The sequence below is a fragment of the Klebsiella sp. BIGb0132 genome, assembly GCF_024810075.1.
GTDB lineage: Bacteria > Pseudomonadota > Gammaproteobacteria > Enterobacterales > Enterobacteriaceae > Klebsiella > Klebsiella terrigena.
On the sequence record NZ_JANUDW010000001.1, the window covers coordinates 1,294,524 to 1,319,545 of the forward strand.

Genomic DNA, 25,022 nt, shown 5'->3' on the forward strand with positions numbered 1-25,022 from the left:
GAGCGGCGAGTATGTTTAAGCAATACCTGCAAGTAACGAAACCTGGCATCATTTTCGGCAACCTGATCTCGGTGATCGGCGGTTTCCTGCTGGCCTCTAAGGGCCACATCGACTATCCGCTGTTCGCCTGGACGCTCCTTGGCGTGTCCCTGGTGGTCGCCTCGGGTTGTGTATTCAACAACTACATCGACCGTGATATCGATCGCAAGATGGAACGGACGAAAAACCGGGTGCTGGTCAAAGGGCTGATCTCGCCAGGAGCTTCGCTGGTATACGCCACCTTGCTGGGTATTGCTGGCTTCATGCTCCTGTGGTTTGGCGCTAATCCCCTGGCCTGCTGGCTGGGGGTGATGGGGTTCGTGGTTTATGTCGGCGTCTACAGCCTGTACATGAAGCGCCACTCCGTTTACGGCACGCTGATTGGTTCTCTCTCCGGCGCTGCGCCGCCGGTGATTGGCTACTGTGCGGTTACCGGTAATTTCGACAGCGGTGCCGCCATTCTGCTGGCTATCTTTAGCCTGTGGCAGATGCCTCACTCCTATGCCATCGCGATTTTCCGCTTCAAGGATTATCAGGCGGCAAATATTCCGGTTCTGCCGGTAGTGAAAGGTATCTCGGTTGCCAAGAACCATATCACCGTCTACATCATTGCTTTCGCCGTCGCGACGCTGATGCTCTCTCTGGGTGGCTACGCCGGGTATAAATACCTGGTCGTGGCGGCCGCAGTGAGCGTCTGGTGGCTGGGTATGGCGCTGCGCGGTTACAAAGTGGCCGATGATAAAGTCTGGGCGCGCAAGCTGTTCGTCTTTTCCATCGTCGCCATTACCGCGCTGTCGGTGATGATGTCCGTCGATTTTATGGTGCCGAACTCGCACAATCTGCTGGCCTACGTCGGATAAGATTGGCTCTGTGACAAACCCCGCTTCGGCGGGGTTTTTTATTTGTCCCGCTAGCTAATCAGCATCGCCTGCGCGCTGTAGAGTAAATCAAGATGATCGCGGCATAGGGCATCAAGCGAGGTCCGCGACAGATGACTGGTCAAGCTCAGCGCCCCCCAGTACACCCCTTCCCTATCCGCCAGCGGCACTGCCAGCACTAACATCCCAATTTCAAACTCCTGCTCAATCGCGGCGTATCCCTGCCTACGGATCTGGGCAATCTTTTCCATTAGCGGTGCAATATCGGTCACCGTATAAGGGGTGCGCTGTTCGCGCCTGATGCGCTGCAGGACCGCTTCGCACTCAGCCTCAGCCAACGATGCCAGCCACAGACGTCCGCCGGCAGTGCAGTAAATCGGTACCCTCTCACCCAGCCGAACCGAGGTGGAGTTAAACGGCGTATGTTTGCTGCGGGCGATATAAACCAGCTCGTCATCATCAATCACCCCAACCGAGGCGTGCTCCTCCGTGCGGCTGGCAATGTACTCAACAATCGGCCGCACCATCCGCGGGAACTGGGCCGAATCAACATAGGCCTGCCCCAGGCGCAGCGCTTTTGGCGTCAGCCAGTAGTAGCGTCCGTCGGTCTGCAGGTAGCGCTCATGCAGCAGGGTGAGAAAGAACCGCCGCGCCGCGCTTTGCGTCAGCCCGCTCATTTTTGCCGCCTGCGGGACGGAGAGACGGGGATACTCTCTTGAAAAGAGTTGGATCAGCGCCAGCCCTTTTTGCAGTCCGACGATCAAATCGCGTGGATGTATTTGGTTTTGCATAGTTGTTCACACTTTTGCAACAAGAGACTCAGTTTAGTGCGATTATCGCAGTGATGGTGCGATTAACAACCAACACGTCCGAATTCTGCGTTGCCGCTCCCAGCGTCCACTGAAATACTTTCACAACATTCATTTAACAAGTGAGGTTTGAAATGGTCAGTGGATTCACTCAGGTTGTTGCCGTTATCGGCCACCCTATTACACAGGTTAAATCACCGGAGAATTTCAACCGTTACTTTGCCGGGCAGGGCCAGGACAGCGTGATGATCCCGGTTGATATCGTGCCGGAGGCGGTGGCTGACTACCTGAACGCGTTACGTGGATGGCAGAATATGAGCGGCGTGCTGGTTACCGTTCCGCACAAGCAGCGCGTCGCCTCCCTGGTCGATGAGCTCACCCCGCGAGCGCGCCACCTCAACGCGGTAAACGTAGTGCGTAAGCTGCCGGACGGCCGCTTACAGGGCGATATGCTGGACGGCGTCGGCTTTCTGCTTGCCGCAAAAATGCGGGGATTTCAGGCCTGCGGAAAAAAAGCGCTGCTGTCAGGCTGCGGCGGCGTAGGGAGCGCCATCGCATGGGGCCTGTGCGAAGCGGGTATCAGCCACCTGACTCTCCACGACCAGAATTCGGCCACTCTGCAGCTGCTGCATAACCGCCTGGCCACTCGCTTTCCAGAGCTGCACCTCGCCACGCTGCCGGACACCCTTAACGGCTTTGATTTGCTGGTCAACGGCTCCCCCGCCGGAATGAGCGGCTTTGACGCGCTGCCGCTGCCGCAAACCCTGCTGGATACGCTGGAGGCCACCACCTATGTCGCTGATGTCGTCACCGCACCGGTGATGACTCCCCTGCTGACCTTCGCTCAAGCCCGGGGCTGCGTGGTGCAAACCGGGCCTGAAATGGCCTTAGCGCAGATGAAGCTGATGGGGCAGTTCATTGGCGCCATCGCTCATGAAGAAGGGGCGGTCGCATGAAAAGCTGGGACGTTATTGTTATCGGCAGCGGCGCGGCAGGTTTTGCCGCAGCGGTGACGGCGTGCTGTAAAGGGCTCTCGGTCCTGATGCTGGAGAAAGCACCTCAGTTTGGCGGCACCTCGGCTATTTCAGGCGGAGCCGTATGGATCAACGATAGCGATCAGGCGCGCCAGCAGGGAAAAAGCGGCCCGGAACAAACCATAAAAACCTACCTGAAGACGATTATCGGCGAGCAGCACTACCGCCCGGAGATGGTGGATGCCTTCGTCAGCTCAGGGCGCGAAGCGCTGGCCTTTCTGGAAAAAGAGGGCGCGGTGAAATACAGCCTGCGCCCGCTCTCTCCCGACTATTACCCGGATGAGCCCGGCGCCGTTGACGTTGGCCGCGCGCTTGAGGTCGTCGAATACGACGGCCGCAGGCTTGGCGACCGGTTTCGTGAACTGCGATCGCCTCCACTGGGGATGCTGCTATTCGGCGGCATGATGGTCAACCGCGTCGATATTCAGCATTTTCTCGATATGCGCCGCTCGCTACGCTCATTCACCCACTGCACAAAGCTGCTGCTGCGCTATGGCCGCGATCGCCTGAAATATCCTCGGGGAACCCGGCTGGCGATGGGCAATGCTTTAATTGCGCGGATGGCCACCCTCGCCTTTCGCAAGGGCATGAGCCTGCGGCTGAACGTCAACGTAACGTCGCTCATCGAAAGCAACGGTGAAGTCACCGGCGTCGAGATTGAGCATGCGGGCCAGAAAAGCGTACTCCATGCGCACCAGGGCGTGGTGCTGGCCGCCGGGGGATTTGCCGCCGGCCGACTGGCCGCACGATACCGGCCGAAAACGCGCCAGCACTACACCATGTCGCCCGACGCCAATGACGGCGCGGCTTTTCGCCTGACGGCGCTCCTGAACGCCCGGCAGGGGGGCGATTTACCGTCAAACTTTTTCTGGGCGCCGGTCTCCGTCCTGCGTCATGCGGATGGCAGCGAAGAGCGTTTCCCGCACCTCGTCACCGACCGCGCCAAGCCCGGCGTCATTGCCGTTAACCAGCGCGCCGTGCGTTTCGTGAATGAATCTAACTCCTACCACCATTTCGCCAGCGCGATGCAAAACCGGGAAGAAAATGCGCCCTGCTATCTGATTTGCGATGCGCTGGCCATGAAGCGCTATGGACTCGGGCTGGCGCGTCCTGCCCCGGTCAATAACGACGCGCTGATAAAGGCCGGCTATCTGCATAAAGCGGATTCTCTTGCCCAGCTCGCGCAGGCGCTAGGGATCGATGGACAAACCCTGACCGCTACCGTTAGCCGATATAACCACGATGCCGCCAGCGGCAGCGATACGGAATTTACCAGAGGGGGCAACAGCTATAACCGCGTAATGGGCGATCCCGGCCACCAGCCTAACCCCTGTAACGCCCCGCTCACCGCGGCACCCTTTTACGCCATCACGCTCTATACCGGTGATTTGGGCACCTCACGCGGGGTGGTCACCACCGCCGATGCTCAGGTCATTAATCAACAAGGTCAGCCCATTAGAGGGCTGTATGCCGTAGGCAATGATATGGATTCACTGATGGCCGGGACCTACCCCGGCCCCGGAATCACTCTCGGCCCGGCGCTCACCTTCGGCTATCTCTGCGCCACCCACATGGCGCAACAACCCGCACTTTAATCAGGAGAATGTCATGATCTACGAAAAACGTACCTACACCATCAACCCATTAAAAATGGCCGACTGGCTGGCGCTCTATAAAAGCGATGCCTACGCCGTACAAACCGAACATCTCGGCAAGTTGATTGGTTTCTTCTTTACCGAGATTGGCGTCGTTAATCAGGTGGTGCATATCTGGGCTTATGAAAGTCTTGACGATCGCCTGGTACGCCGCGCGCGAATGGCGCAGGACGAACGCTGGCTCACCTTCTCTCGCAAAAACCGCGAGCTGGCGGCCGTCGAGCGCCTGGAGTCCGTTCTGCTGCGCCCTACCGATTTTTCACCGCTGCAATAAGGAGTCATAGATGAGCAGGCATGTGAAAGTAGATGTGCTGATTGTCGGCTCCGGTGCGGCGGGTCTCTCAGCCGCCGTCACCGCCGCCCTCAACGGCGCCAGCGTGCTGGTGGCGGAAAAAGAGTCGGTGATTGGCGGCACCAGCGCGTGGTCCGGCGGCTGGCTGTGGATCCCCCGCAATCCGCTGGCCTGCGAGGAGGGCATCGAAGAGGACGCCAGCGTGCCGCTCACCTATCTTCAACACGAAATGGCGGGGCAACCCGCCGATGCCCGCCTGCTCACTTTTCTGCAATACGGCCCGGAAATGATCGATTTCTTTCGCCACAACACGGTAGTGCAGTTTATTTCCGGCAGCCGGATGCCTGATTTTCACGACTCGCCAGGCTACGCGCAGGGCGGACGTTCCGTCACCGCCCGGCCGTTCGATGGCAGCCTGCTCGGTGACTGGCTGCATCGACTGAGGCCGCCGCTCGAGACAATCAGCCTTGCGGGTATGGGGATTACTGGCGGCGCCGACATGACGCATTTCTTTAACGCCACTCGCTCTCCGCGCTCTGCGCTGTATGCCGCACGGCGCCTGCTGCGCCACGGCTGGCAGCGCTTACGCCACGGTCGCGGACGGCATCTGGTCAACGGTAACGCGCTGGTGGCGCGCCTGCTGCGCGCGGCCCTGGATGCTGGCGTCAACTTCCAGCTGAATGCGCCGGTAGAACGCCTCTTAACGTCAGCAGCCGGCGTGACCGGCGCGGTATTACGCAGCGATGAGGGTCAGGTTCAGGTCAGCGCAAATGCGGTTATTCTCGCCTGCGGCGGCTTCCCCCACGATAAGCAGCGCCTGGCTCAGCATGTCGCCCACGCGGCAAGCGGCTACGGCCACTTCTCGGCCGCCCCGCCGGGCAATGAAGGGGATGGGATCCGCCTGGGAGAGTCGGTCGGCGGCCAGTTTGACGACTCGCTCAGACACGCGATGGCCTGGGCGCCGGTTTCACGCGTCACCCTCGCCAGCGGCCTGCAGCTGCCGTTCCCGCACCTGGTTGAACGTGCTAAGCCGGGGTTTGTCGCCGTACTGCCCAACGGCAGGCGCTTCACCAACGAAGCTGACTCCTATCACGACTTTATTGCCGCCCTGCTGGAAGCCACGCCGCCTGGAGAAACTCCGCAGGCGTGGCTGCTTGCCGACAGCCTGGCGCTGCGCCGCTATGGACTAGGCCAGGCTCGTCCGGCCCCTTTCTCAGCCAGGGCATGGCTGCGCACCGGCTACCTGCAGTCAGGCGAGACGCTGGAGGCGCTGGCAGAAAAATGTGCTATCGATAGCACCCAGTTGAAGGAGACCATCAGCCGCTTTAATACCTTCGCCGCCTGCGGCAGGGACGATGAATTCCAGCGCGGAGCCTCGGCCTATAACCAGGCCCAGGGCGACGCTGCCAATCCTCACCACCCGACCTTAGGCGCGCTGAGCCGTCCCCCTTTCTATGCGGTACGCATCCTGCCGGGTTCACTCGGATCCTTTAGCGGCTTGAAAACCGATGAACAGGCTCGCGTGCTGGACGCACAGCAGCAGCCCATTTCCGGCCTGTACGCCATCGGTAACGATATGTCGAGCGTGATGCGGGGATACTATCCCAGCGGCGGTATTACGCTCGGTCCGGCGATGACCTTTGGTTATCTTGTTGGTAAACATTTGACAGAAAATACAGATAAAACAATGCAGTAAACAACAACTCACCAGGGACGGCCGTCTACATAACAACAACCACCTGCCACTGTACTGGAGTCTTTATGAACATGCGTACCCTGTCACTCGCCGCCCTGACCGTGCTGGATGTTTCGCCGCCGGAACAGGTGCGGATTGCCGCTCAAACCGGCTTTACTCACGTCGGACTGCGGCTACTTCCCGCCACGCCATCCGACCCAAACTACGACATGCTCGGCGATACCGCCACCGTTCGCGAAACCTTAGCGGCGCTTCGCGATACCGGTATTCATGTTTCCGATGTTGAAATTGTTCGCCTGACGCCAGACTTTGCTCTGGATGCGCAGCTGCATCTGTTTATGCAGACCGCCGAGCGCCTGGGGGCAAAACAGGTGCTGGTCGCCGGCAACGATAGCCATCTGAACCGCAGCGCGGAGAGCCTCGCGGCGCTGGCGCAGGCGGGTAAAGAGTATGGCTTAACGATGAATCTCGAACCCATGCCCTGGACCTGCCTGCGTACTATTGCCGACGCCCGCAGCGTGATTGACGCCAGCGGCAGATCGGATGTAGGTATTCTGATCGACGCTATCCATTTCTGGCGAGCAGGCGAATCGCTCGAGACGCTCTCCAGCCTTCCGCACCATTACCTGAACTATATGCAGCTGTGTGACGCTCCGGCAGCACTCCCGAACAATGAGCAGGAGCTTATCCATCAGGCCCGCGCCGCGCGTAACGTTCCCGGCGAGGGCGGCCTCGATCTATCGGGCCTGATGGCCGCCCTTCCCGCGACGCTCGCCGTCTCGCTCGAGGTGCCGTTAAGCGGTGAGCGGGGCGCCTTACCCGCACTTGAGCGCGCGCAGCTGCTGTTCAATGCCGCGCAGTCCTATCTGCAGCCATCCGTCTGAGGGACGCGCTATGACACAGACTCAACGCCTGGATGTCAGAGAGTTAATTAACCATAACCCCTTAAGCCGCTATCAGAAGCTGGTGGTTTTCTTAGGTTTCTGCGTGATCGCGCTGGATGGTTTTGATATCGCGATTATGGGTTTTATCGCCCCTACCTTGAAGCAGGAGTGGGGAGTCACCAACCATGAGCTCGGCTTTGTCATTAGCGCCGCGCTGATTGGTCTGGCGCTGGGCGCTATTTTTTCCGGCCCGCTTGCCGACTGGCTGGGGCGGAAAAAAATCATCGTTAACAGCGTCTTCTTCTTTGGCTTCTGGACCATCGCTACCGCATTTTCGCAAAATATCGATCAGATGATCTTCTTCCGCTTTATGACCGGGCTCGGGCTGGGGGCTGCGATGCCGAATATGGGTACTCTGGTCTCAGAATATGCGCCGGAGCGGCGGCGATCGTTCATTATTACGATTATCTTTTGCGGCTTCACCTTCGGCGCGGCGGCGGGAGGATTTTCCGCCTCGTGGTTGATTCCACGCTTTGGCTGGCACTCCTTAATGGCCTTAGGCGGCGTGCTGCCTATTTTGTTTGCGCCGGTGCTTATCTGGAAGCTGCCGGAATCGGTGCGTTTTCTGGTGATTAAGGGCGCTCCTGCCGCGCGGGTCCGCACGATTTTGCGGCGGCTTTATCCCGGGCAAATCGCCGATGACGCGGAGTTTACCCTGCCAGCGCAGCCCGTCAGCGGCAGCGCAATGCGCATCGTGCTCTCCCGCCGGTATCGCTTCGGCTCGCTGATGCTGTGGCTGGTCTATTTTATGGGACTCTTTCTGGTCTATCTGCTGGGTAGCTGGCTGCCGACGCTGGTTAAAGAGGTCGGCATGACGGTAAGCCAGGCGGCAATAATGACCGCCATCTATCAGGCCGGCGGGACCCTCGGCTCGCTGTTTGCCGGCTGGCTGATGGACCGCATTAACCCGCACCGTGCGCTGGCGGTTATTTTTGCCGTTGGCGGATTGTTTACCATGGCAATGGGCTATGCCGCGGCCAGCTTTACTCTTCTGTGCCTGCTGGCCTTTATTAGCGGGGCCTGTCTGAACGGCGGCAATACCGGAATGAACGCGCTCTCTGCGCGTTTTTATCCGACCCAGGCGCGGGCTACCGGCTCCAGCTGGATGCACGGCATCGGCCGCGTCGGGGCTATTATCAGCGCCTTTGCCGGTGCCGAAATGATGGCGCTAAACCTCAGCTTTGAAAGCGTCTTTTTGATCCTCGGTATTCCGGCGGCCCTGACCGTGGCTGGACTGATTGCCAAAGAGCTGTTTGCCGATTCTCCCCACGCCGACGATAGCGCATCACCCGCAGCAGCCGGGAGCGCATCGTGAATAAAACAGCTACGCCCGCTATTGCCGTCGGAGCCGCTGCCTCCTGGCATACTGCGGCCCCCCATCAGCCCGCCATGCGTACGGTCTGAGAAGCAGGCGGTGCGGCAGCAAGCCGCACCGCCTTACGTAACACCTCACACTCTCTCCTGTCCGTATCTCCCCGGAGTGCGGCCATTTTTCGATCGCCCTCGCACAAACGAAAAATAAATTTCAAACTAACAATAAAATGAAATAAATAATTCCATAATGTGGATGCCGAAATATGCCCCGTCGACGGCGCAAGCGGCAGGAATCACTCAACGTCCCCTCTGACACCCGTGTTTTTGAAAGGAGAGCTCCATGTTAAACGGCATGAAACCCCTGCCCCGTTCCCTGCGCTGGGGGATGGTCGGCGGCGGCGGCACCAGCCAGATTGGCTACAGCCACCGCTCTGCGGCGCTGCGCGACGACGTCTTTACCCTGCTGGCGGGCGCGCTCGATATCGATGCCGAACGCGGACGCCGGTTTGGCCAGCAGCTCGGCGTCGCGCCAGAGCGCTGCTACGCCGATTATCAAACCCTGTTCCGCGAGGAGGCGCTGCGTCCCGATGGCGTCGAGGTGGTGTCGGTCACCACGCCAAACAATACCCACTTTGCGATCGCCAAAGCCGCATTGGAAGCCGGGCTGCACGTTATCTGCGAAAAACCGCTGTGCTTCACCGCCGCCGAAGCCAACGAGCTGCTGGCGCTGAGCCGACGGCAGAACAAAATCGTCGGCGTCACCTACGGCTATGCCGGATATCAGATGGTCCAGCAGGCGCGGCAGATGATCGCCGAAGGGCTGCTCGGCCAGATTCGGGTGATCACCATGCAGTTCGCCCACGGTTTTCATAACGAGGCGGTCGAGCTGCAGGCGGAATCGACCCGCTGGCGGGTGACGCCGGAGTACGCGGGCCCGAGCTACGTGCTGGGCGATCTCGCAACGCATCCGCTGTTTATCGCCGAAACCATGGTGCCGCAGATCAGCATTAAGCGCCTGATGTGCGCCCGCCAGAGCTTCGTTAAGTCCAGGGCGCCGCTGGAAGATAACGCCTTCGTGCTGATGGAGTACGACAACGGTGCGGTCGGTTCGATGTGGACCAGCGCAGTCAACAGCGGCGCCATGCATTCGCAAAAGGTGCGCGTGGTCGGTGAAAAAGCCAGTATCGAATGGTGGGATGAGCGCCCCAACCAGCTCAGCTACGAGGTGCAGGGCGAACCGGCACGGATCCTTGAGCGCGGAATGCCCTACCTCAGCCGTGAGGCGCTGGCGGACGATCGCATCGGCGGCGGCCATCCTGAGGGTCTGTTCGAAGCCTGGGCAAACCTCTACCGCCGCTTCGCTATTGCCATGGATGCGACGGATCGCGGCGATGCCGAGCTGCTGGCAGACTTCTGGTACCCGAACGTCGAGGCCGGCCTGCACGGCGTCTACTGGGTTGAACAATGCGTGAAATCCGCCGACGCCGGCGGCCAGTGGGTTGACTTTAATTTACAATAAATGCTGCATCCCGGTGGGGCTTCCTCCACCGGTTTCTTTATTTCTACCGCACTTACCTCGCCGCGCAACAGACCGGTAATATCTGTTAAACAAACATTTATTTACGCTTCCGGCTCCCCCCACTACACTAGGCGCAGTTTTTAGATTGAGGTGGTAATGAACGATAACAAAATGACGCCAGGCGAACTGCGCGCGACCTGGGGTTTGGGAACCGTATTCTCGCTGCGTATGCTCGGCATGTTTATGGTTCTGCCGGTTCTCACCACCTACGGTATGGCATTACAGGGCGCCAGCGAGGCGCTTATCGGTCTGGCGATTGGTATTTATGGACTGGCCCAGGCCCTGTTTCAGATCCCGTTCGGCCTGCTTTCCGACCGTATCGGCCGCAAGCCGCTGATCGTAGGCGGCCTACTGATCTTCGTTATTGGCAGCGTTATCGCCGCGCTCAGCGACTCCATCTGGGGCATTATTCTCGGCCGGGCGCTGCAGGGCTCCGGGGCGATTGCCGCCGCGGTCATGGCGCTCCTTTCCGATTTAACCCGCGAGCAGAACCGCACCAAAGCGATGGCCTTTATTGGCGTCAGCTTCGGCGTCACCTTTGCTATCGCCATGGTGCTGGGGCCGATAGTCACCCACCAGCTGGGCCTGCACGCCCTGTTCTGGATGATCGCCGGACTGGCGTCAATGGGCATTCTGCTCACCCTGTGGGTGGTGCCCAACAGCCATAATCACGTGCTGAACCGCGAATCAGGCATGGTAAAAGGCTGCTTTAGCAAAGTGCTCGCCGAGCCAAAGCTGCTGAAGCTCAATTTCGGCATTATGTGCCTGCACATCATGCTGATGTCGACATTCGTCGCCCTTCCCGGCCAGCTGGAAGCCGCAGGCTTCCCCGCCGCTGAGCACTGGAAGATTTATCTGGTGACCATGCTTATCTCTTTTGTCTCGGTCGTGCCGTTTATCATCTATGCCGAAGTGAAGCGCAAGATGAAGCAGGTCTTCGTGTTCTGCGTTGCGCTGCTGCTGGTCGCCGAAATCGTCCTGTGGGGCGCGGGCGGATACTTCTGGGAGCTGGTCGCGGGGGTTCAGCTGTTCTTCCTCGCCTTTAACCTGCTGGAAGCGCTGCTGCCGTCGTTGATTAGCAAAGAGTCGCCGGCCGGGTATAAAGGCACCGCGATGGGCATCTACTCCACCAGCCAGTTTCTCGGCGTGGCGATCGGCGGCGCGCTCGGCGGCTGGGTTGACGGCTTCTTCGATTCGCAGACCGTGTTCCTGCTCGGCGCGCTGCTGGCGATGCTGTGGCTGCTGGTTGCCGGAACGATGAGCGAGCCGCCGTACGTCAGCAGCCTGAGAATTGAAATCCCGGGTGAGGTGGCCGTAGATGATTCGCTGCAGACGCGTCTGCTGGCCCTCGACGGGGTGAAGCAGGCGCTGGTGGTTGCCGAAGAGCGTTCGGTCTACGTCAAAATCGACAGCAAGCTGACCAATCGCTTCGAGGTTGAGCAGGCGATAAAAGGCAGTTAAAAAAAGCGGGGATAACCCGCTTTTTTATTAGTCGCGGAAGTTCTTGAACTGGAACGGCTGGCCTAAATCGCCGCCGCGCACCAGCGCCATTACCGCCTGCAGATCGTCACGCGCCTTGCCGGTCACGCGGATCTCTTCGCCCTGAATCTGCGCCTGCACCTTCAGCTTGCTGTCTTTGATGAGCTTAACGATTTTTTTCTGCATCGTGCTCTCAATGCCCTGCTTCAGTTTGGCATCCACAAACCAGGTTTTACCGCTGTGCACGAACTCTTCCGGCACCTCGAGAGAGCTGCCCTCAATGCCGCGTTTCAGCAGCTTAGCGCGCAGAATATCCAGCAGCTGGTTAATCTGGAAATCAGACTCGCTGAGAACCTTGATGGTCTCATTTTTTTCGTTCAGCTCAAAACTGGCTTCCACATTACGAAAATCAAAACGCGATTCAACTTCACGGGTCGCATTCTCTACGGCGTTTCGAACTTCCTGAAGATCGACTTCAGAGACAATATCGAAAGATGGCATCTTTTCCTCTCCTTTCGTTTCTTTTGCGTTGCATAATACCTGCAACACGGCATAACTCAACTGGTTATCCCGCAAGCATAGCTAACGGCGCTATGCTCCAGGTTTTTCCAGCCGCGACGGCATTGGCTGCAGCAGGAAGGACAACGAGTATATACTTTAGTTATGAGTGCCTGGGATTGTCGCAGGTGAGGAGGATTAATGAAGGTAACCGTACTCGGATGCGGTGCGCTTGGGCAGCTATGGCTGACCGCGCTGTGTAAACATGGACACGAAGTCCAGGGGTGGTTGCGCGTCCCACAGCCTTTCTGCAGCGTCAATCTGGTCGAGAGTGACGGCAGCATTTTCAACGAATCGTTAACCGCTAACGATCCCGATTTTCTCGCCAGCAGCGACCTGCTGCTGGTTACCCTGAAGGCCTGGCAGGTCTCTACGGCGGTAAAGAACCTCGCCGAGCGCCTGCCCGCCTCCTCCCCGATACTGCTTATCCATAACGGAATGGGCACCGTCGACGAGCTCAAAGGCGTCACCCAGCCCCTGCTGCTGGCGTCAACCACCCAGGCCGCGCGGCGCGACGGCAACGTTATCGTTCACGTCGCTAACGGGACCACCCATATTGGCCCGGCGAAAGGCTATCCGCAGGACTACAGCGCGCTTGCCGATACGCTGCAAAACGTCCTGCCCGACGTGGCCTGGCACAATAATATCCAGCCGGCGCTATGGAGCAAGCTGGCGGTCAACTGCGTGATTAATCCCCTGACGGCGCTACGAAACTGTAAAAACGGCGATCTGCGCGACGCGGCGGGGGAAGTAGAGACTATCTGCCGGGAAGTTGCCGCGGTGATGGAGCGCGAAGGCATACATACATCGCCGGAAAACCTGCTATTTTATGTCCATCAGGTAATTGAAAGTACGGCAGAAAATATCTCTTCGATGTTGCAGGATATCCGCGCTCAGCGTCATACGGAAATCGACTATATCACCGGTTTTCTGCTCAAGCGCGCCCGCGCCCACGGCCTTGCCGTACCGGAAAACGCCCGCATGTTTGAACTGGTCAAGCGTAAGGAGAATGAATATGAGCGCGTCGGCACTGATTTGCCTCGCCCCTGGTAGCGAAGAGACGGAAGCGGTCACCGCTATCGATTTATTAGTACGCGGCGGCGTGCAGGTCACCACCGCCAGCGTCGCCGGCGACGGCAGCCTGACCGTTGTCTGCTCGCGCGGCGTTAAGCTGCTGGCCGATGCGCCGCTGGTCGAGGTTGCCGACGGCGACTATGACATTATCGTTCTGCCCGGCGGCATCAAGGGCGCGGAATACTTCCGCGATAGCCCGCTGCTGGTCGAAACGGTCCGCCAGTTTCATCTCTCCGGGCGGATCGTCGCCGCCATCTGCGCCGCTGCCGCCACGGTGCTGGTCCCGCACAACCTTTTCCCCATCGGCAACATGACCGGCTTTCCGGCTCTGAAGGCGCAAATCCCCGTCGGGCAGTGGCAGGATAAGCGCGTCGTCTGGGATCCGCGGGTTAACCTGCTCACCAGCCAGGGGCCGGGAACGGCGATTGATTTTGCGCTCAAGATGATCGATCTGCTGGTCAGTCGTGAGAAGGCGCACGAGGTCGCTTCACAGCTGATAATACCGGCGGGAATATATAACTTCTACGAAGCCTGATCCGCGACGGGTCAGGCTCGGTCGCCCGGATAAGGCATCGCTGCCGCTATCCGGGACTTCCCCCGCTCGCGCCGGGCGAGGTGACCGTCACGCTTCGCGGGCTACGGGCGATAGACCTTCACGTTCTCAAAGCCCTGCTCGCGCAGGTAGAGCGCCTGCAGGCGGCTCATTACGCCACGCTCGCACCACAGCAGCCAGGTTTTGCTCTGGTCGAGGTTGCCGAACTGGGTGCTCAGCTTGTAGAACGGCAGCGAAACCACGTCGACGCCTTCCACCTTCAGCGGTTTCTCATCCTGCTCGTCAACCGAGCGAATATCCAGGATCACGTCGTTGGGGCCAAAACCGCTGACGGTTTCAACTTCAACCACTTCCTGCTGAGTCTGCTGGGCGATATCGCGAATATCGACGTTATTGGCTTCCGCCACCACCTTCTCAAGGATGCTGAAATCGAAGTTCTGCTCTTCCGCTTCGATCTTCGCCTTCACCGCCTTCACGGTCGGGCTCTTCGAGATCACGCCGCAGTATTCCGGCATGGTGCGGGCAAAATCTTCGGTACCGATTTCGCGCGCCAGGTTGATGATGTGCTCTTTATCGTGAGAGATGAGCGGACGCAGAATCAGCGTATCGGAGACGTTATCGATCAGCCGCAGGTTGGTCAGCGTCTGGCTGGATACCTGGCCTAACGCTTCGCCGGTCACCAGCGCCTGCACGCCGTAGCGCTCGGCTACCTGAGAGGCCGCGCGAACCATCATGCGCTTGAGCACGACGCCCATCTGGCCATCGTCAACTTTTTCGAGGATCTCACCGACTACCGGCTCGAAGTTAATCGCCACAAAACGCACGCGGTGGGAGCTGCCAAAGCGGTTCCACAGGTAGTGCGCAACCTGACGAACGCCGATTTCGTGCGCCGCGCCGCCGAGGTTAAAGAAGCAGTAGTGTACGCGACAGCCGCGACGCATCAGCATGTAGCTGGAAACGCCGGAGTCGAAGCCGCCGGAAATCAGCGACAGCACGTCTTCCTGGGTGCCGATAGGGAAACCGCCGATGCCTTCATAGCGCCCTTTCACCAGCAGCAGGCGATCGTTTTCGATCTCCAGATTAACGGTGATATCCGGGTTGGTCAGCTTAACGCGGGCGGTCTCGATATGCTGGTTGAGGCCGCCGCCGACGTAGCGTTCCACTTCGATAGAGGTAAACTCATGCTTACCGCGACGCTTCACGCGCACGCAGAAGGTTTTGCCTTCCAGCGTCTCGCGCCACAGCGGCAGCGTTTGCTCGAAAATATCGTGCAGCGAAGTGAAGGGGACGTCTTCGACTTCGAGAATATGGTGAATACCGGGAATTCGGGTCAGCGCATCGCGAATAGCCGGACGCTGATTTTCGTCTTTCGCGCGAACTTCGATATGATCCCAATGACGAACGACGGCGAGCGTCTCATCATAGTTTTTGAGAACGTTACGAATGTTCCCGGTTAAGATTTTAATGAAGCGCAATCGCACAGATTGGCTTTTGATGGTGATTTCCGGGAACAATTTAATGATAAACTTCATGGCGACAATAGTTCGTTGGCAAGCCCGACAGGGCTTTAAGCAAAAGATGTACTGCAGTGCACCGCGGTGCCTGCATCCAGGGCGCGGAGTATACCACTAATGGAAGCTTTTCACCCGGCATTGCGTGTTTTACGCTAAATCATCTGCCGCCGCCGGAACGACAGGTTCGCCGGGAGACCGTCAGGCTTAGGCCAGGATCGCTTGCCGGATAAGGCGCATATTTGCTTAACCACGTGACTTCGTTACCATACTGCTGTCGCGACATAACAAGAGTCTAAATTCACTATGCCAAAGAAAAATGAGGCCCCGGCCAGCTTTGAAACCGCCCTGAGCGAGCTGGAGCAGATCGTCAATCGTCTGGAAAGCGGCGCTCTGCCGTTAGAAGAAGCGCTCGGTGAGTTTGAGCGCGGCGTGCAGCTGGCGCGTCAGGGACAGGCAAAGCTGCAACAGGCCGAGCAGCGCGTACAAATTCTGCTGGCAGAGAGCGAAGATACGCCGCTGACGCCTTTTACACCGGACGCTGAATAGATGGATTTCCCGCAACAGCTTCAGGCCTGCGTTGAGCAGGCCAACGACGCGCTGCGCCGTTTTCTTGCGCCGCTGCCGTTTCAGAACACTCCGCTGGTTGAAGCCATGCAGTACGGCGCATTATTAGGCGGCAAGCGCCTGCGCCCCTTCCTGGTATACGCCACCGGCGACATGTTTGGCGTCAGCCGTGCAACCCTGGACGCGCCGGCCGCGGCCGTTGAATGCATCCACGCCTATTCGCTGATGCATGACGATCTGCCGGCCATGGACGATGACGATCTGCGTCGCGGTCTGCCTACCTGCCATATTAAATTTGGCGAAGCCAACGCAATTCTTGCCGGAGATGCCCTACAAACGCTGGCGTTTTCTATACTAAGTGATGCGGCGATGCCGGAAGTACCGGATCGCGACCGGCTGGCGATGGTTTCCGAGCTGGCTCAGGCCAGCGGCGTTGCCGGGATGTGCGGTGGTCAGGCGCTGGATCTCGAAGCCGAAGGCCAGCAGGTTGACCTTGAGGCGCTCAAGCGCATTCATCGCCATAAGACCGGGGCGCTGATTCGCGCGGCGGTACGCATGGGCGCCCTGAGCGCCGGCGAACGCGGCCGTGCGGCGCTGCCGGCGCTCGATCGCTATGCGGAAAATATCGGTCTCGCCTTCCAGGTCCAGGATGACATTCTTGACGTGGTAGGGGATACTGCGACCCTTGGCAAACGTCAGGGAGCCGATCAGCAGCTGGGCAAAAGTACCTACCCCGCGCTTCTGGGTCTTGAGCAAGCCCGAAACAAAGCGCACGGCCTGATTGAAGACGCCCGCCAGTCGCTAAATGAGCTGGCCGCGCAATCTCTGGATACCACGGCACTGGAAGCGCTCGCGAATTACATAATTCAGCGTGATAAATAAACAATAAATGAGTCTCTGATGAGTTTTGATATTGCCAAATACCCGACCCTGGCGCTGGTAGATTCCACCCAGGAGCTGCGTTTGTTGCCGAAAGATAGCCTGCCGAAGCTGTGCGACGAACTTCGGCGCTATCTGCTGGACAGCGTCAGCCGTTCCAGCGGGCATTTTGCCTCCGGCCTCGGCACGGTTGAACTGACCGTGGCGCTTCACTACGTCTATAACACCCCTTTCGACCGCCTGATTTGGGACGTTGGCCACCAGGCCTACCCGCATAAAATTCTGACCGGCCGCCGTGACAAAATCGGCACTATTCGGCAGAAAGGCGGCCTGCATCCGTTCCCGTGGCGCGGCGAAAGCGAATATGACGTGCTGAGCGTCGGACACTCATCGACCTCCATTTCTGCGGGCATTGGCGTCGCCATTGCCGCCGCGAAGGAAAACAAGCAGCGGCGCGCGGTCTGCGTCATTGGCGACGGGGCGATCACCGCCGGGATGGCGTTTGAGGCCATGAACCACGCGGGCGATATCAAACCCGACCTGCTGGTGGTGCTCAACGACAATGAAATGTCGATTTCTGAGAACGTCGGCGCACTGAATAATCATCTCGCGCAGCTGCTTTCCGGAAAGCTGTACTCGACCCTGCGCGAAGGCGGCAAGAAGGTCTTCTCAGGCGTTCCGCCGATTAAAGAGCTGCTCAAACGCACCGAAGAACATATCAAAGGCATGGTGGTTCCCGGGACTCTGTTTGAAGAGCTGGGCTTTAACTACATCGGACCGGTGGACGGTCACGACGTGCTCGGGCTGGTCAATACGCTGAAGAACATGCGCGATCTGAAAGGGCCGCAGTTCCTGCATATTATGACCAAAAAAGGCCGCGGCTATGAGCCGGCGGAAAAAGACCCGATCACCTTCCACGCGGTGCCGAAATTTGACCATACCAGCGGGGTGCTGCCAAAAAGCAGCGGCGGCCTGCCCTCTTATTCGAAAATTTTCGGCGACTGGCTGTGCGAAACTGCGGCGAAAGACAGCAAGCTGATGGCCGTGACGCCGGCCATGCGCGAAGGCTCGGGGATGGTCGAATTTTCGAAAAAATTCCCTGACCAGTATTTCGATGTGGCTATCGCCGAGCAGCACGCGGTGACCTTTGCCGCCGGGCTGGCTATCGGTGACTATAAGCCGGTGGTGGCCATTTACTCCACCTTCCTGCAGCGCGCCTACGATCAGGTGATTCACGACGTCGCTATCCAGAAGCTGCCGGTGCTGTTTGCCATCGACCGGGCCGGCATCGTCGGCGCCGACGGACAGACGCACCAGGGGGCCTTCGATCTCTCCTTCCTGCGCTGTATTCCGGAGATGGTCATCATGACGCCGAGCGACGAGAACGAATGTCGCCAGATGCTGTATACCGGCTATCACTACGGCGACGGCCCAAGCGCGGTGCGCTATCCGCGTGGAACCGGTACCGGCGCAACGCTGGAGCCGCTGGCCTCGCTGCCGATCGGCAAGGGCGTGGTGAAGCGCGAAGGCGAGAAAATTGCGATCCTTAACTTCGGCACCATGCTGAAGGAAGCCGCTCAGGTGGCGGACAAGCTCAACGCCACCCTGGTGGATATGCGCTTTGTGAAACCGCTTGATAACGCGCTGATTTTGCAGCTGGCCGCCGGGCATGAGGCGCTGGTCACGCTGGAAGAGAACGCGATCATGGGCGGCGCGGGCAGCGGCGTTAATGAACTGCTGATGGCGCATCGCCGCGCGGTGCCGGTGCTGAATATCGGTCTGCCGGACTTCTTTATTCCCCAGGGAACCCAGGAAGAAGTTCACGTCGACCTCGGTCTCGATGCCGCCGGTATCGAAGCCAAAATCAACGCCTGGCTGGCCTGATCCCTCCCCGATAGCGCTCCTGCTATGCTTAAAGGAATTCCATTAAGCAAAGAGCAGGAGCGCAGCTATGCAATATATCACCCCAGAAGCGACCGACCTCCGGGTTTCCCGACTTTGCCTTGGCTGCATGACCTTCGGCGAGCCGGATCGGGGCAAACACGCCTGGACGCTACCGGAAGAGAGCAGCCGCCCGCTGATCCAGCGCGCTCTGGAAGGCGGCATCAACTTTTTTGATACCGCCAACAGCTACTCCGAAGGCAGCAGCGAAGAGATCGTTGGCCGCGCCCTGCGCGACTTTGCCCGCCGCGACGAAGTGGTGGTCGCCACCAAGGTTTATCACCAGGTGGGCGATCTGCCGGAAGGCCTCTCCCGCGCGCAGATCCTGCGCTCTATCGACGACAGCCTGCGGCGCCTGGGCATGGAGTATGTTGATCTGCTGCAAATCCACCGCTGGGATTACACCACGCCGATTGAAGAGACCCTCGAAGCGTTGAACGAGGTGGTTAAGGCGGGTAAGGCGCGCTATATCGGCGCCTCGTCGATGCATGCCCGTCAGTTTGCCCAGGCCCTGGAGCTGCAGGAGCGTCACGGCTGGGCGCGCTTCGTCACCATGCAGGATCATTACAACCTGATCTACCGCGAAGAAGAGAACGAGATGCTGCCGCTGTGCAACCGCGCGGGGGTCTCGGTCATCCCCTGGAGCCCGCTGGCGCGCGGCCGTCTCACCCGCCCGTGGGGAGAAACCACCGCGCGGCTGGTCTCCGATGAGTTTGGCCAGTCGCTGTATAGCGCCAGCGATAGCAACGATGAGCTGATCGCGGCGAATCTCGCGGAGGTGGCGGAGGAGCTGGGCGTCGGACGGGCGCAGGTGGCGCTGTCGTGGCTGCTGAGCAAGCCCGGCGTCGCCGCGCCGATTATCGGCGCCTCGCGTCAGGATCAGCTGGATGAGCTGCTGAACGCCGTCGATTTAACCCTGACGCCGGAGCAGATAGAAAAGCTGGAAGCGCCGTACAGGCCGCATCCGGTGGTCGGATTCAAATAGCCCGCCGACGGCGTTAAGCCAGAACCCCGGCAGGCATCGCGCCGCCGGGGTTCTGCCGTCAGATAAGGCCGATCGGCCAGTGATGGCCTATGACGTAGAGCACGCCCGCCGAAATCACGCCGGCGACGATATCATCGACCATGATCCCCATTCCGCCGTGAATATTACGGTCAAACCAGCGAATCGGCCACGGCTTCCACATATCGAAAATGCGGAAAATGACGAATCCGGCAGCTACCCACTGCCAGTCGAGCGTCGGCAGCGCCATCAGGGTTATCCACATCCCGACAAACTCATCCCAGACGATGCTGCCGTGATCGTGAGTGCCCATATCTTTGGCCGTGCGGTGGCAGATATAGACCCCAATACAGATGCTCATCATCACCACCAGCGAATAGATCTGCCAGGGCAAAAACGTCATCAGGTACCAAAACGGAATCGACGCCAGCGACCCCATGGTCCCGGGGACGATGGGGCTTAGCCCGCTACCGAATCCGGTCGCCAGCAGATGCCAGGGGTTAAGCAGGTTCAGCCGACTTTTTGCACTATCTTTACTGCGTACCAAAATGATCGTACCCCTTTAAATCAAGCTTCACCGCCTTACCTGCCTGCAAAAACTGCAGGCCGTCGGCTTCGGCGCAAACCTGCCCGATGCAGGTAAATCGCGCCCCGAGCTGGCCGATTGCCACATCGAGCGCGCCGCGATTGAGCTCCGGTACGGTAAAGCACAGCTCATAATCTTCGCCGCCGGCAAGCGCCCAGCGCAGGGCCATCTCCGGCTCAACCTGACGCTGCATCGCCTCGGATAGCGGCATCGCGTCAAGGTCGATGCGCGCCCCGCAGCCGCTGGCTTTGAGGATATGGCCCAGATCGGAGACCAGGCCGTCGGAGAGGTCGATAGCCGAGCTCGCCAGATCGCGCAGCGCCTGGCCCTGCAGCACGCGCGGCATCGGGCGCAGATGGCGCGCCAGCAGATAGTCGGCGTCGGCGGCGTCACCCACCGCCAGCCGCTCCTGCAGTATTGCCAGCCCCGCGGCGCTGTCGCCGGGCGTACCGGTCACATAAATCCAGTCGCCGGGCTTCGCCCCGGAGCGCTTCAGGGCGCGTCCCGGCGGCACAAAGCCGTGGATACCCAGCGTCATCGACAGCGGGCCGCGGGTGGTATCACCGCCGATCAGCTGCATGTCGTAATAGTTGAGCAGCATAAACAGGCTATCGCTGAAGGACTCCAGCCACGCCTCGTCCACCTCCGGCAGCGTCAGCGCCAGCGTTAGCCACGCCGGCTCCGCGCCCATCGCCGCGAGGTCGCTCAGATTAACGGCCAGCGCTTTATAGGCCAGATCGGCAGGATCGATATCAGGTAAGAAATGGTTGCCCGCCACCAGGGTGTCGGTGCTGATTGCCAGCGTTTTTTTCTCGGGAATGTTCAGGAGTGCGCAGTCGTCGCCAATGCCGGTTTCCACATCGAGACGCATGCTTTTTACGCGATCAAAATAACGGGCAATCAGGGAGAATTCGCCGCATGCCATACGTTATGCCTCAGCAAAAGAAAAAAATGAGAGCCTACCGAAATAGGCTCTAAGGCCGGGTTCACGAGGATGAGTCCTGCAAAGCCCGACCTGGAGTTTACTTTTTGTTGGGACGAATTGCCGGAGCTGCTTTATCCAGCACGCCGTTGACAAACTTATGACTATCTTCAGCGCCGAAGGTTTTCGCCAGCTCAATGGCTTCATTGATGGCGACTTTGTACGGCACATCGTCACGTTTTGACAGTTCGAACAGCGCGATACGCAGTACCGCCTTCTCAACCTGGCCCAGCTCTTCAAGCAGGCGGGACAGGTACGGCTTCATCAGGCCGTCGAGGTATGCGCTGTTAGTCGCCACTCCGGACAGCAGTTCGCGAAAATACGGAACGTCGACATCTTTAACGTCCTGTTCCGCCAGGAACTGGTATTCAACATCAGAGATGTCGTTTTTCGACAACTGCCAGGAGTAAAGCGCCTGGACAGCACACTCACGGGCGCGGCGACGAGCAGCAGGTTTCACGGAATTCCCCTTACAAAAAAATTCAGGCCTTGATGGCTTTCAATACGTTAATCATTTCCAGCGCGGTCAGCGCAGCTTCTGCGCCCTTGTTACCGGCTTTGGTGCCAGCGCGTTCGATGGCTTGCTCAATGCTTTCGGTGGTCAGAACACCAAAGGCTACCGGAACCTCGCTTTCCTGGGCGACGTGCGCCAGGCCATTGCTTGCTCCGCCAGCCACATATTCAAAGTGCGCGGTACCGCCACGGATCACCGTACCCAGCGCAATTATCGCGTCATATTTACCGGTTTTTGCCAGTGCGCCAGCCGCCAGCGGCAGCTCATACGCGCCTGGAACCCAAACAACGGTAATATTGTCATCTTTTACCTGACCGATGCGCTTCAGGGCGTCGATAGCACCTTCCAGCAGGCTGTCATTGATAAAGTTGTTGAAACGCGCAATGGTGATGGCGACGCGAGCGTCCGGGGTAGCAACGTTAGCTTCAATAATGTTCATACTCTTCCTTCGGGTTCATTTGGCCCCGCAAGGGGGGCGGATTCTACCATAATATTTTATACACTTCATCCTGCAAACTGCACTGACGTGAGCTGCGGCTGACCCGGCCTCTCTTCAGGCTGCGTCCCTCGCTGACCGTCTCGTCGCATTCTGAATAATCAGGCGTAGCGGCACGGTTTCCCCGTCTGGCAGGGCGATCATGCGCTGACTAAATGCAGGCAAACGTCCGGGCCTACATGACGTATCTCGTTGAATTTGAAATGGGGAGCGTCGGCCAGCTTCTCAAGCCCCGGCAGCGCGCAGAGTCCGCGCGCGTCGCTTCCTAACAGTTTAGGCGCAATGTAGAGGATAAGCTCGTCCACCAGCCCCGCCTGCAGCAGCGCGCCGGCCAGAGCAGGACCGGCCTCCACCCAGATGCTGTTAACCTGCTGCTTGCCCAGCTGCATCATCAGCACCACCAGATCGAGATGGCCTTTATGCTCCGGAACCTGCAGAGTGCGCACGTTCTCAGGCCACTCGCGGGAGTCCTGACGGGTGCGGGCAAACAGCGTTTCTCCCGCCTGCTGCACGATGCGGTGCTGCGGCGTCACGCGGTTTTGGCTGTCGATGACAATACGCAGCGGCTGGCGCAGATTCTCCTGCGGATAGCGTGCCTGAATATCAGGGCTGAGCTCGTCCCAGCGCACGGTCAGCGCCGGATCGTCCGCGAGGACGGTGGCGCTGCTGGTGAGTATCGCGTGGCTTTGCGCGCGCAGGCGCTGCACGTCGCGTCGCGCCTGCGGGGAGGTGACCCACTGGCTTTCGCCGCTGGCCATTGCCGTGCGGCCGTCAAGCGAGGCGCCCATTTTTAGCTGAATATAGGGAAAGCCGGTGCGCATTCGCTTCAGGAAGCCCTTATTCAGCGCTTCGGCCTCGCCCATCATCAGGCCGTGGCTGACGTCGATACCTTCCTGCTGCAGGCGATACAGACCGCGCCCGGCGACCTGCGGGTTGGGGTCCTGCATCGCGGCCACCACCCGCACAACGCCTGCGGCAATCAGCGCATCGCAGCACGGCGGCGTGCGTCCGTGATGGCTACAGGGCTCCAGGGTGACGTAGGCGGTGGCGCCTTTGGCCCTTTCACCGGCCATACGCAGCGCGTGCACTTCGGCATGCGGCTCGCCGGCGCGGTAGTGGAAACCTTCGCCAACAATTTCGCCATCTTTAACAATGACGCAGCCGACGTTCGGGTTTGGATGGGTGGTGAAGCGACCGCGCGCGGCGAGCCTGAGCGCGCGTGCCATGTATATTTCGTCATGCATGGCTTAATCCTGTAAGCGGGCGATCTCTTCGCCGAATTCTTTGATGTCTTCAAAACTGCGATAGACGGAAGCGAAGCGGATGTAGGCGACTTTATCGAGCTTCTTTAGTTGCTCCATCACCAGGTTACCGATCATTTTGCTGGGAACTTCGCGTTCACCGGTGCCGCGCAGATGCGTTTTGATGTGGTTGAGCGCCATTTCTACATCGTCGGCGCTGACCGGACGCTTTTCTAACGCTTTGAGCATCCCGCTGCGCAGCTTATCTTCGTTGAAGGGTTCGCGGACGTCGTTGCTTTTTACCACTCGCGGCATCACCAGCTCGGCCACTTCGAAAGTGGTAAAGCGTTCATTGCAGACCAGGCACTGCCGACGACGACGTACAGAAGAGCCCTCCCCCACCAGGCGAGAGTCGATCACTTTAGTATCTACGGCGAAACAGAAAGGGCAGTGCATAGCGCGTCCTGGCATCAAGTTAAACTGGCAGGTAGTTTACCGCGAAGTGACCCGACTACAAAGAAAGAGCTTTTGAGACAAAGGATCTATAGTGCGCTTATGCAAACGATCTACCATTAAGCATCCCTCTGTTAACGGAATCCCGACCATGACAAGACGTTATTTGCAGCTGGCGATTGTGGGTAGCCTTTTTACGCTCAGCGCCTGCGCTCAACAAAGCGAAGTTCGCCAGATGAATCAGAGCGTGAGCACGTTGAGCAAGGAGATGACCCAGCTCAATCAGCAAACGGTGAAAATTACCCAGCAAAACGCCCTTAACGCGAAGTCCAGCAGCGGCGTTTACCTGCTGCCCGGCGCGAAAACCCCGGCGCGGCTGAACAGCCAGATAGGCACCCTGCGGATGTCGCTGCGCGATATCGCTCCCGACGGCGACGGCACCCGCCTGACCCTGCGTATTCAGGGCGAATCAAACGATCCGCTGCCGGCATTTAGCGCAACCGTGGCCTCCGGGCAGATCAGCGGTACCACCGAGAGCTACCGGGAAGTCAACGTCCGCGACCAGCTGATTAGCGCTCCCGCCAGCATTCTGGCACCGAGCGACGTCGATATTCCGCTACGCCTCAGCGGCGTCACGCCGGAACAGCTAGGCTTCGTACGCATCCACGATATTCAGCCCGCAGACGCGCAGTAGACCGCTTCCACCGGGTGTTTCTGACGCCCGGTTTTTCCCGCCTAAAATCCACTTACAACTTTTCACAACAGTTCAGTAAAAATGGGTCTCACTGATGAATTTCAGTGGCATTCTGTCAAGAAATGCATAGAATCGTGAACGCAATCGATTACGTATGTTTTCGATCTGTGAAACAACACGTATTTTTGTGAGCAATGATTTCTATAATAGACGCCACAGAAATACGAAATATTTAGAAACGCTTCGGCAAT

25 protein-coding genes are annotated in these 25,022 nt (G+C 59.0%); 16 read left to right on the plus strand and 9 right to left on the minus strand.

Annotated elements, in window-relative coordinates:
• The first annotated feature begins 11 nt into the window (after positions 1-11).
• Positions 12-899: a heme o synthase gene (gene cyoE / locus M2416_RS05965; RefSeq protein ID WP_045854212.1), complete on the plus strand. Its 888-nt coding sequence runs from the start codon at positions 12-14 to the stop codon at positions 897-899.
• 50 nt (positions 900-949) lie between these two features.
• On the opposite strand, the gene M2416_RS05970 is transcribed toward cyoE, so the two are convergent.
• Positions 950-1,708: an IclR family transcriptional regulator domain-containing protein gene (locus M2416_RS05970; protein WP_041144309.1), complete on the minus strand. Its 759-nt coding sequence runs from the start codon at positions 1,706-1,708 to the stop codon at positions 950-952.
• Positions 1,709-1,860: 152 nt separating this feature from the next.
• Between M2416_RS05970 and M2416_RS05975 the strand changes: the two genes are divergently transcribed.
• The 8 genes from M2416_RS05975 (at position 1,861) to M2416_RS06010 (ending at position 11,701) form a co-directional block, all read left to right on the plus strand.
• A complete protein-coding gene (locus M2416_RS05975) occupies positions 1,861-2,682 on the plus strand; it encodes a shikimate dehydrogenase family protein (RefSeq protein ID WP_041144308.1) in 822 nt (273 codons plus the stop codon).
• Positions 2,679-4,355: an FAD-dependent oxidoreductase gene (locus M2416_RS05980; RefSeq protein WP_259222647.1), complete on the plus strand. Its 1,677-nt coding sequence runs from the start codon at positions 2,679-2,681 to the stop codon at positions 4,353-4,355. The genes M2416_RS05975 and M2416_RS05980 overlap by 4 nt, the downstream gene beginning before the upstream one ends.
• 13 nt (positions 4,356-4,368) lie before the next feature.
• Positions 4,369-4,689 carry an NIPSNAP family protein gene (locus M2416_RS05985; protein WP_004099512.1) on the plus strand — a complete coding sequence of 107 codons (321 nt, stop codon included), beginning with the start codon at positions 4,369-4,371 and terminating at the stop codon, positions 4,687-4,689.
• Between the two features lie 10 nt (positions 4,690-4,699).
• Positions 4,700-6,403 (plus strand): FAD-dependent oxidoreductase, encoded by a 1,704-nt coding sequence (locus M2416_RS05990; RefSeq protein ID WP_259222650.1) that lies wholly within the window; start codon positions 4,700-4,702, stop codon positions 6,401-6,403.
• 65 nt (positions 6,404-6,468) lie between these two features.
• Positions 6,469-7,287, plus strand: coding sequence for a sugar phosphate isomerase/epimerase family protein (locus M2416_RS05995; RefSeq protein ID WP_135185123.1), 819 nt, complete (start codon positions 6,469-6,471; stop codon positions 7,285-7,287).
• A gap of 10 nt (positions 7,288-7,297) precedes the next feature.
• Positions 7,298-8,662 carry an MFS transporter gene (locus M2416_RS06000; RefSeq protein ID WP_041144304.1) on the plus strand — a complete coding sequence of 455 codons (1,365 nt, stop codon included), beginning with the start codon at positions 7,298-7,300 and terminating at the stop codon, positions 8,660-8,662.
• 339 nt (positions 8,663-9,001) lie between these two features.
• Positions 9,002-10,180, plus strand: coding sequence for a Gfo/Idh/MocA family protein (locus M2416_RS06005; RefSeq protein ID WP_259222658.1), 1,179 nt, complete (start codon positions 9,002-9,004; stop codon positions 10,178-10,180).
• 156 nt (positions 10,181-10,336) lie between these two features.
• Positions 10,337-11,701: an MFS transporter gene (locus tag M2416_RS06010; RefSeq protein ID WP_045854210.1), complete on the plus strand. Its 1,365-nt coding sequence runs from the start codon at positions 10,337-10,339 to the stop codon at positions 11,699-11,701.
• 27 nt (positions 11,702-11,728) lie between these two features.
• Here M2416_RS06010 and M2416_RS06015 read toward each other — a convergent pair whose 3' ends face one another.
• Positions 11,729-12,220, minus strand: coding sequence for a YajQ family cyclic di-GMP-binding protein (locus tag M2416_RS06015; protein WP_041144301.1), 492 nt, complete (start codon positions 12,218-12,220; stop codon positions 11,729-11,731).
• Between the two features lie 198 nt (positions 12,221-12,418).
• Here M2416_RS06015 and panE point away from each other — a divergent pair, with 198 nt between their 5' ends.
• Both panE and yajL read left to right on the plus strand, forming a co-directional pair.
• Positions 12,419-13,330, plus strand: a complete 912-nt coding sequence (panE, locus tag M2416_RS06020; protein WP_259222663.1) for a 2-dehydropantoate 2-reductase — start codon at positions 12,419-12,421, stop codon at positions 13,328-13,330.
• Positions 13,293-13,886: a protein deglycase YajL gene (gene yajL / locus M2416_RS06025; RefSeq protein WP_259222668.1), complete on the plus strand. Its 594-nt coding sequence runs from the start codon at positions 13,293-13,295 to the stop codon at positions 13,884-13,886. The genes panE and yajL overlap by 38 nt, the downstream gene beginning before the upstream one ends.
• Positions 13,887-13,987: 101 nt before the next feature.
• Here the strand turns inward: yajL and thiI are convergent, their stop codons facing one another.
• On the minus strand, positions 13,988-15,436 hold the full coding sequence (gene thiI / locus M2416_RS06030; RefSeq protein WP_259222670.1) for a tRNA uracil 4-sulfurtransferase ThiI: 1,449 nt from the start codon (positions 15,434-15,436) through the stop codon (positions 13,988-13,990).
• Positions 15,437-15,721: 285 nt separating this feature from the next.
• Here thiI and xseB point away from each other — a divergent pair, with 285 nt between their 5' ends.
• From xseB to M2416_RS06050, 4 genes are all read left to right on the plus strand, one after another.
• The gene (gene xseB / locus M2416_RS06035) at positions 15,722-15,964 is read left to right on the plus strand and encodes an exodeoxyribonuclease VII small subunit (RefSeq protein WP_041144297.1); all 243 of its coding nucleotides are present in this window, start codon (positions 15,722-15,724) and stop codon (positions 15,962-15,964) included.
• A complete protein-coding gene (ispA, locus tag M2416_RS06040) occupies positions 15,965-16,864 on the plus strand; it encodes a (2E,6E)-farnesyl diphosphate synthase (RefSeq protein ID WP_076944660.1) in 900 nt (299 codons plus the stop codon).
• A gap of 18 nt (positions 16,865-16,882) precedes the next feature.
• Positions 16,883-18,745, plus strand: a complete 1,863-nt coding sequence (gene dxs / locus M2416_RS06045; protein WP_076944659.1) for a 1-deoxy-D-xylulose-5-phosphate synthase — start codon at positions 16,883-16,885, stop codon at positions 18,743-18,745.
• A gap of 67 nt (positions 18,746-18,812) precedes the next feature.
• On the plus strand, positions 18,813-19,787 hold the full coding sequence (locus tag M2416_RS06050) for an aldo/keto reductase (RefSeq protein ID WP_076944658.1): 975 nt from the start codon (positions 18,813-18,815) through the stop codon (positions 19,785-19,787).
• A 58-nt stretch (positions 19,788-19,845) separates the two neighbouring features.
• Here M2416_RS06050 and pgpA read toward each other — a convergent pair whose 3' ends face one another.
• From pgpA to nrdR, 6 genes are all read right to left on the minus strand, one after another.
• Complete coding sequence (gene pgpA, locus M2416_RS06055) at positions 19,846-20,358, minus strand: phosphatidylglycerophosphatase A (RefSeq protein ID WP_175636946.1); 513 nt, start codon at positions 20,356-20,358, stop codon at positions 19,846-19,848.
• Positions 20,339-21,316: a thiamine-phosphate kinase gene (gene thiL, locus M2416_RS06060; RefSeq protein ID WP_259222678.1), complete on the minus strand. Its 978-nt coding sequence runs from the start codon at positions 21,314-21,316 to the stop codon at positions 20,339-20,341. The genes pgpA and thiL overlap by 20 nt, the downstream gene beginning before the upstream one ends.
• Positions 21,317-21,413: 97 nt before the next feature.
• Entirely contained in the window at positions 21,414-21,833 is a 420-nt protein-coding gene (gene nusB / locus M2416_RS06065) for a transcription antitermination factor NusB (RefSeq protein ID WP_041144291.1), read from the minus strand.
• Positions 21,834-21,855: 22 nt separating this feature from the next.
• Positions 21,856-22,326 carry a 6,7-dimethyl-8-ribityllumazine synthase gene (ribH, locus tag M2416_RS06070; RefSeq protein WP_041144290.1) on the minus strand — a complete coding sequence of 157 codons (471 nt, stop codon included), beginning with the start codon at positions 22,324-22,326 and terminating at the stop codon, positions 21,856-21,858.
• Between the two features lie 197 nt (positions 22,327-22,523).
• Complete coding sequence (gene ribD, locus M2416_RS06075) at positions 22,524-23,627, minus strand: bifunctional diaminohydroxyphosphoribosylaminopyrimidine deaminase/5-amino-6-(5-phosphoribosylamino)uracil reductase RibD (protein ID WP_259222682.1); 1,104 nt, start codon at positions 23,625-23,627, stop codon at positions 22,524-22,526.
• A 3-nt stretch (positions 23,628-23,630) separates the two neighbouring features.
• On the minus strand, positions 23,631-24,080 hold the full coding sequence (nrdR, locus tag M2416_RS06080; RefSeq protein WP_004858609.1) for a transcriptional regulator NrdR: 450 nt from the start codon (positions 24,078-24,080) through the stop codon (positions 23,631-23,633).
• A gap of 148 nt (positions 24,081-24,228) precedes the next feature.
• Between nrdR and M2416_RS06085 the strand changes: the two genes are divergently transcribed.
• Positions 24,229-24,771 (plus strand): SadB/YajI family lipoprotein, encoded by a 543-nt coding sequence (locus M2416_RS06085; RefSeq protein ID WP_076944655.1) that lies wholly within the window; start codon positions 24,229-24,231, stop codon positions 24,769-24,771.
• Positions 24,772-25,022 lie beyond the last annotated feature (251 nt).

Excerpts from the sequence above, each read along its gene's own strand:
- cyoE (WP_045854212.1), top strand. The coding sequence starts at position 12 with ATGTTTAAGCAATACCTGCAAGTAACGAAACCTGGCATCATTTTCGGC.
- M2416_RS05970 (WP_041144309.1), bottom strand. The coding sequence starts at position 1,708 with ATGCAAAACCAAATACATCCACGCGATTTGATCGTCGGACTGCAAAAA.
- M2416_RS05975 (WP_041144308.1), top strand. The coding sequence starts at position 1,861 with ATGGTCAGTGGATTCACTCAGGTTGTTGCCGTTATCGGCCACCCTATT.
- M2416_RS05980 (WP_259222647.1), top strand. The coding sequence starts at position 2,679 with ATGAAAAGCTGGGACGTTATTGTTATCGGCAGCGGCGCGGCAGGTTTT.
- M2416_RS05985 (WP_004099512.1), top strand. The coding sequence starts at position 4,369 with ATGATCTACGAAAAACGTACCTACACCATCAACCCATTAAAAATGGCC.
- M2416_RS05990 (WP_259222650.1), top strand. The coding sequence starts at position 4,700 with ATGAGCAGGCATGTGAAAGTAGATGTGCTGATTGTCGGCTCCGGTGCG.
- M2416_RS05995 (WP_135185123.1), top strand. The coding sequence starts at position 6,469 with ATGAACATGCGTACCCTGTCACTCGCCGCCCTGACCGTGCTGGATGTT.
- M2416_RS06000 (WP_041144304.1), top strand. The coding sequence starts at position 7,298 with ATGACACAGACTCAACGCCTGGATGTCAGAGAGTTAATTAACCATAAC.
- M2416_RS06005 (WP_259222658.1), top strand. The coding sequence starts at position 9,002 with ATGTTAAACGGCATGAAACCCCTGCCCCGTTCCCTGCGCTGGGGGATG.
- M2416_RS06010 (WP_045854210.1), top strand. The coding sequence starts at position 10,337 with ATGAACGATAACAAAATGACGCCAGGCGAACTGCGCGCGACCTGGGGT.
- M2416_RS06015 (WP_041144301.1), bottom strand. The coding sequence starts at position 12,220 with ATGCCATCTTTCGATATTGTCTCTGAAGTCGATCTTCAGGAAGTTCGA.
- panE (WP_259222663.1), top strand. The coding sequence starts at position 12,419 with ATGAAGGTAACCGTACTCGGATGCGGTGCGCTTGGGCAGCTATGGCTG.
- yajL (WP_259222668.1), top strand. The coding sequence starts at position 13,293 with ATGAGCGCGTCGGCACTGATTTGCCTCGCCCCTGGTAGCGAAGAGACG.
- thiI (WP_259222670.1), bottom strand. The coding sequence starts at position 15,436 with ATGAAGTTTATCATTAAATTGTTCCCGGAAATCACCATCAAAAGCCAA.
- xseB (WP_041144297.1), top strand. The coding sequence starts at position 15,722 with ATGCCAAAGAAAAATGAGGCCCCGGCCAGCTTTGAAACCGCCCTGAGC.
- ispA (WP_076944660.1), top strand. The coding sequence starts at position 15,965 with ATGGATTTCCCGCAACAGCTTCAGGCCTGCGTTGAGCAGGCCAACGAC.
- dxs (WP_076944659.1), top strand. The coding sequence starts at position 16,883 with ATGAGTTTTGATATTGCCAAATACCCGACCCTGGCGCTGGTAGATTCC.
- M2416_RS06050 (WP_076944658.1), top strand. The coding sequence starts at position 18,813 with ATGCAATATATCACCCCAGAAGCGACCGACCTCCGGGTTTCCCGACTT.
- thiL (WP_259222678.1), bottom strand. The coding sequence starts at position 21,316 with ATGGCATGCGGCGAATTCTCCCTGATTGCCCGTTATTTTGATCGCGTA.
- ribH (WP_041144290.1), bottom strand. The coding sequence starts at position 22,326 with ATGAACATTATTGAAGCTAACGTTGCTACCCCGGACGCTCGCGTCGCC.
- ribD (WP_259222682.1), bottom strand. The coding sequence starts at position 23,627 with ATGCATGACGAAATATACATGGCACGCGCGCTCAGGCTCGCCGCGCGC.
- nrdR (WP_004858609.1), bottom strand. The coding sequence starts at position 24,080 with ATGCACTGCCCTTTCTGTTTCGCCGTAGATACTAAAGTGATCGACTCT.
- M2416_RS06085 (WP_076944655.1), top strand. The coding sequence starts at position 24,229 with ATGACAAGACGTTATTTGCAGCTGGCGATTGTGGGTAGCCTTTTTACG.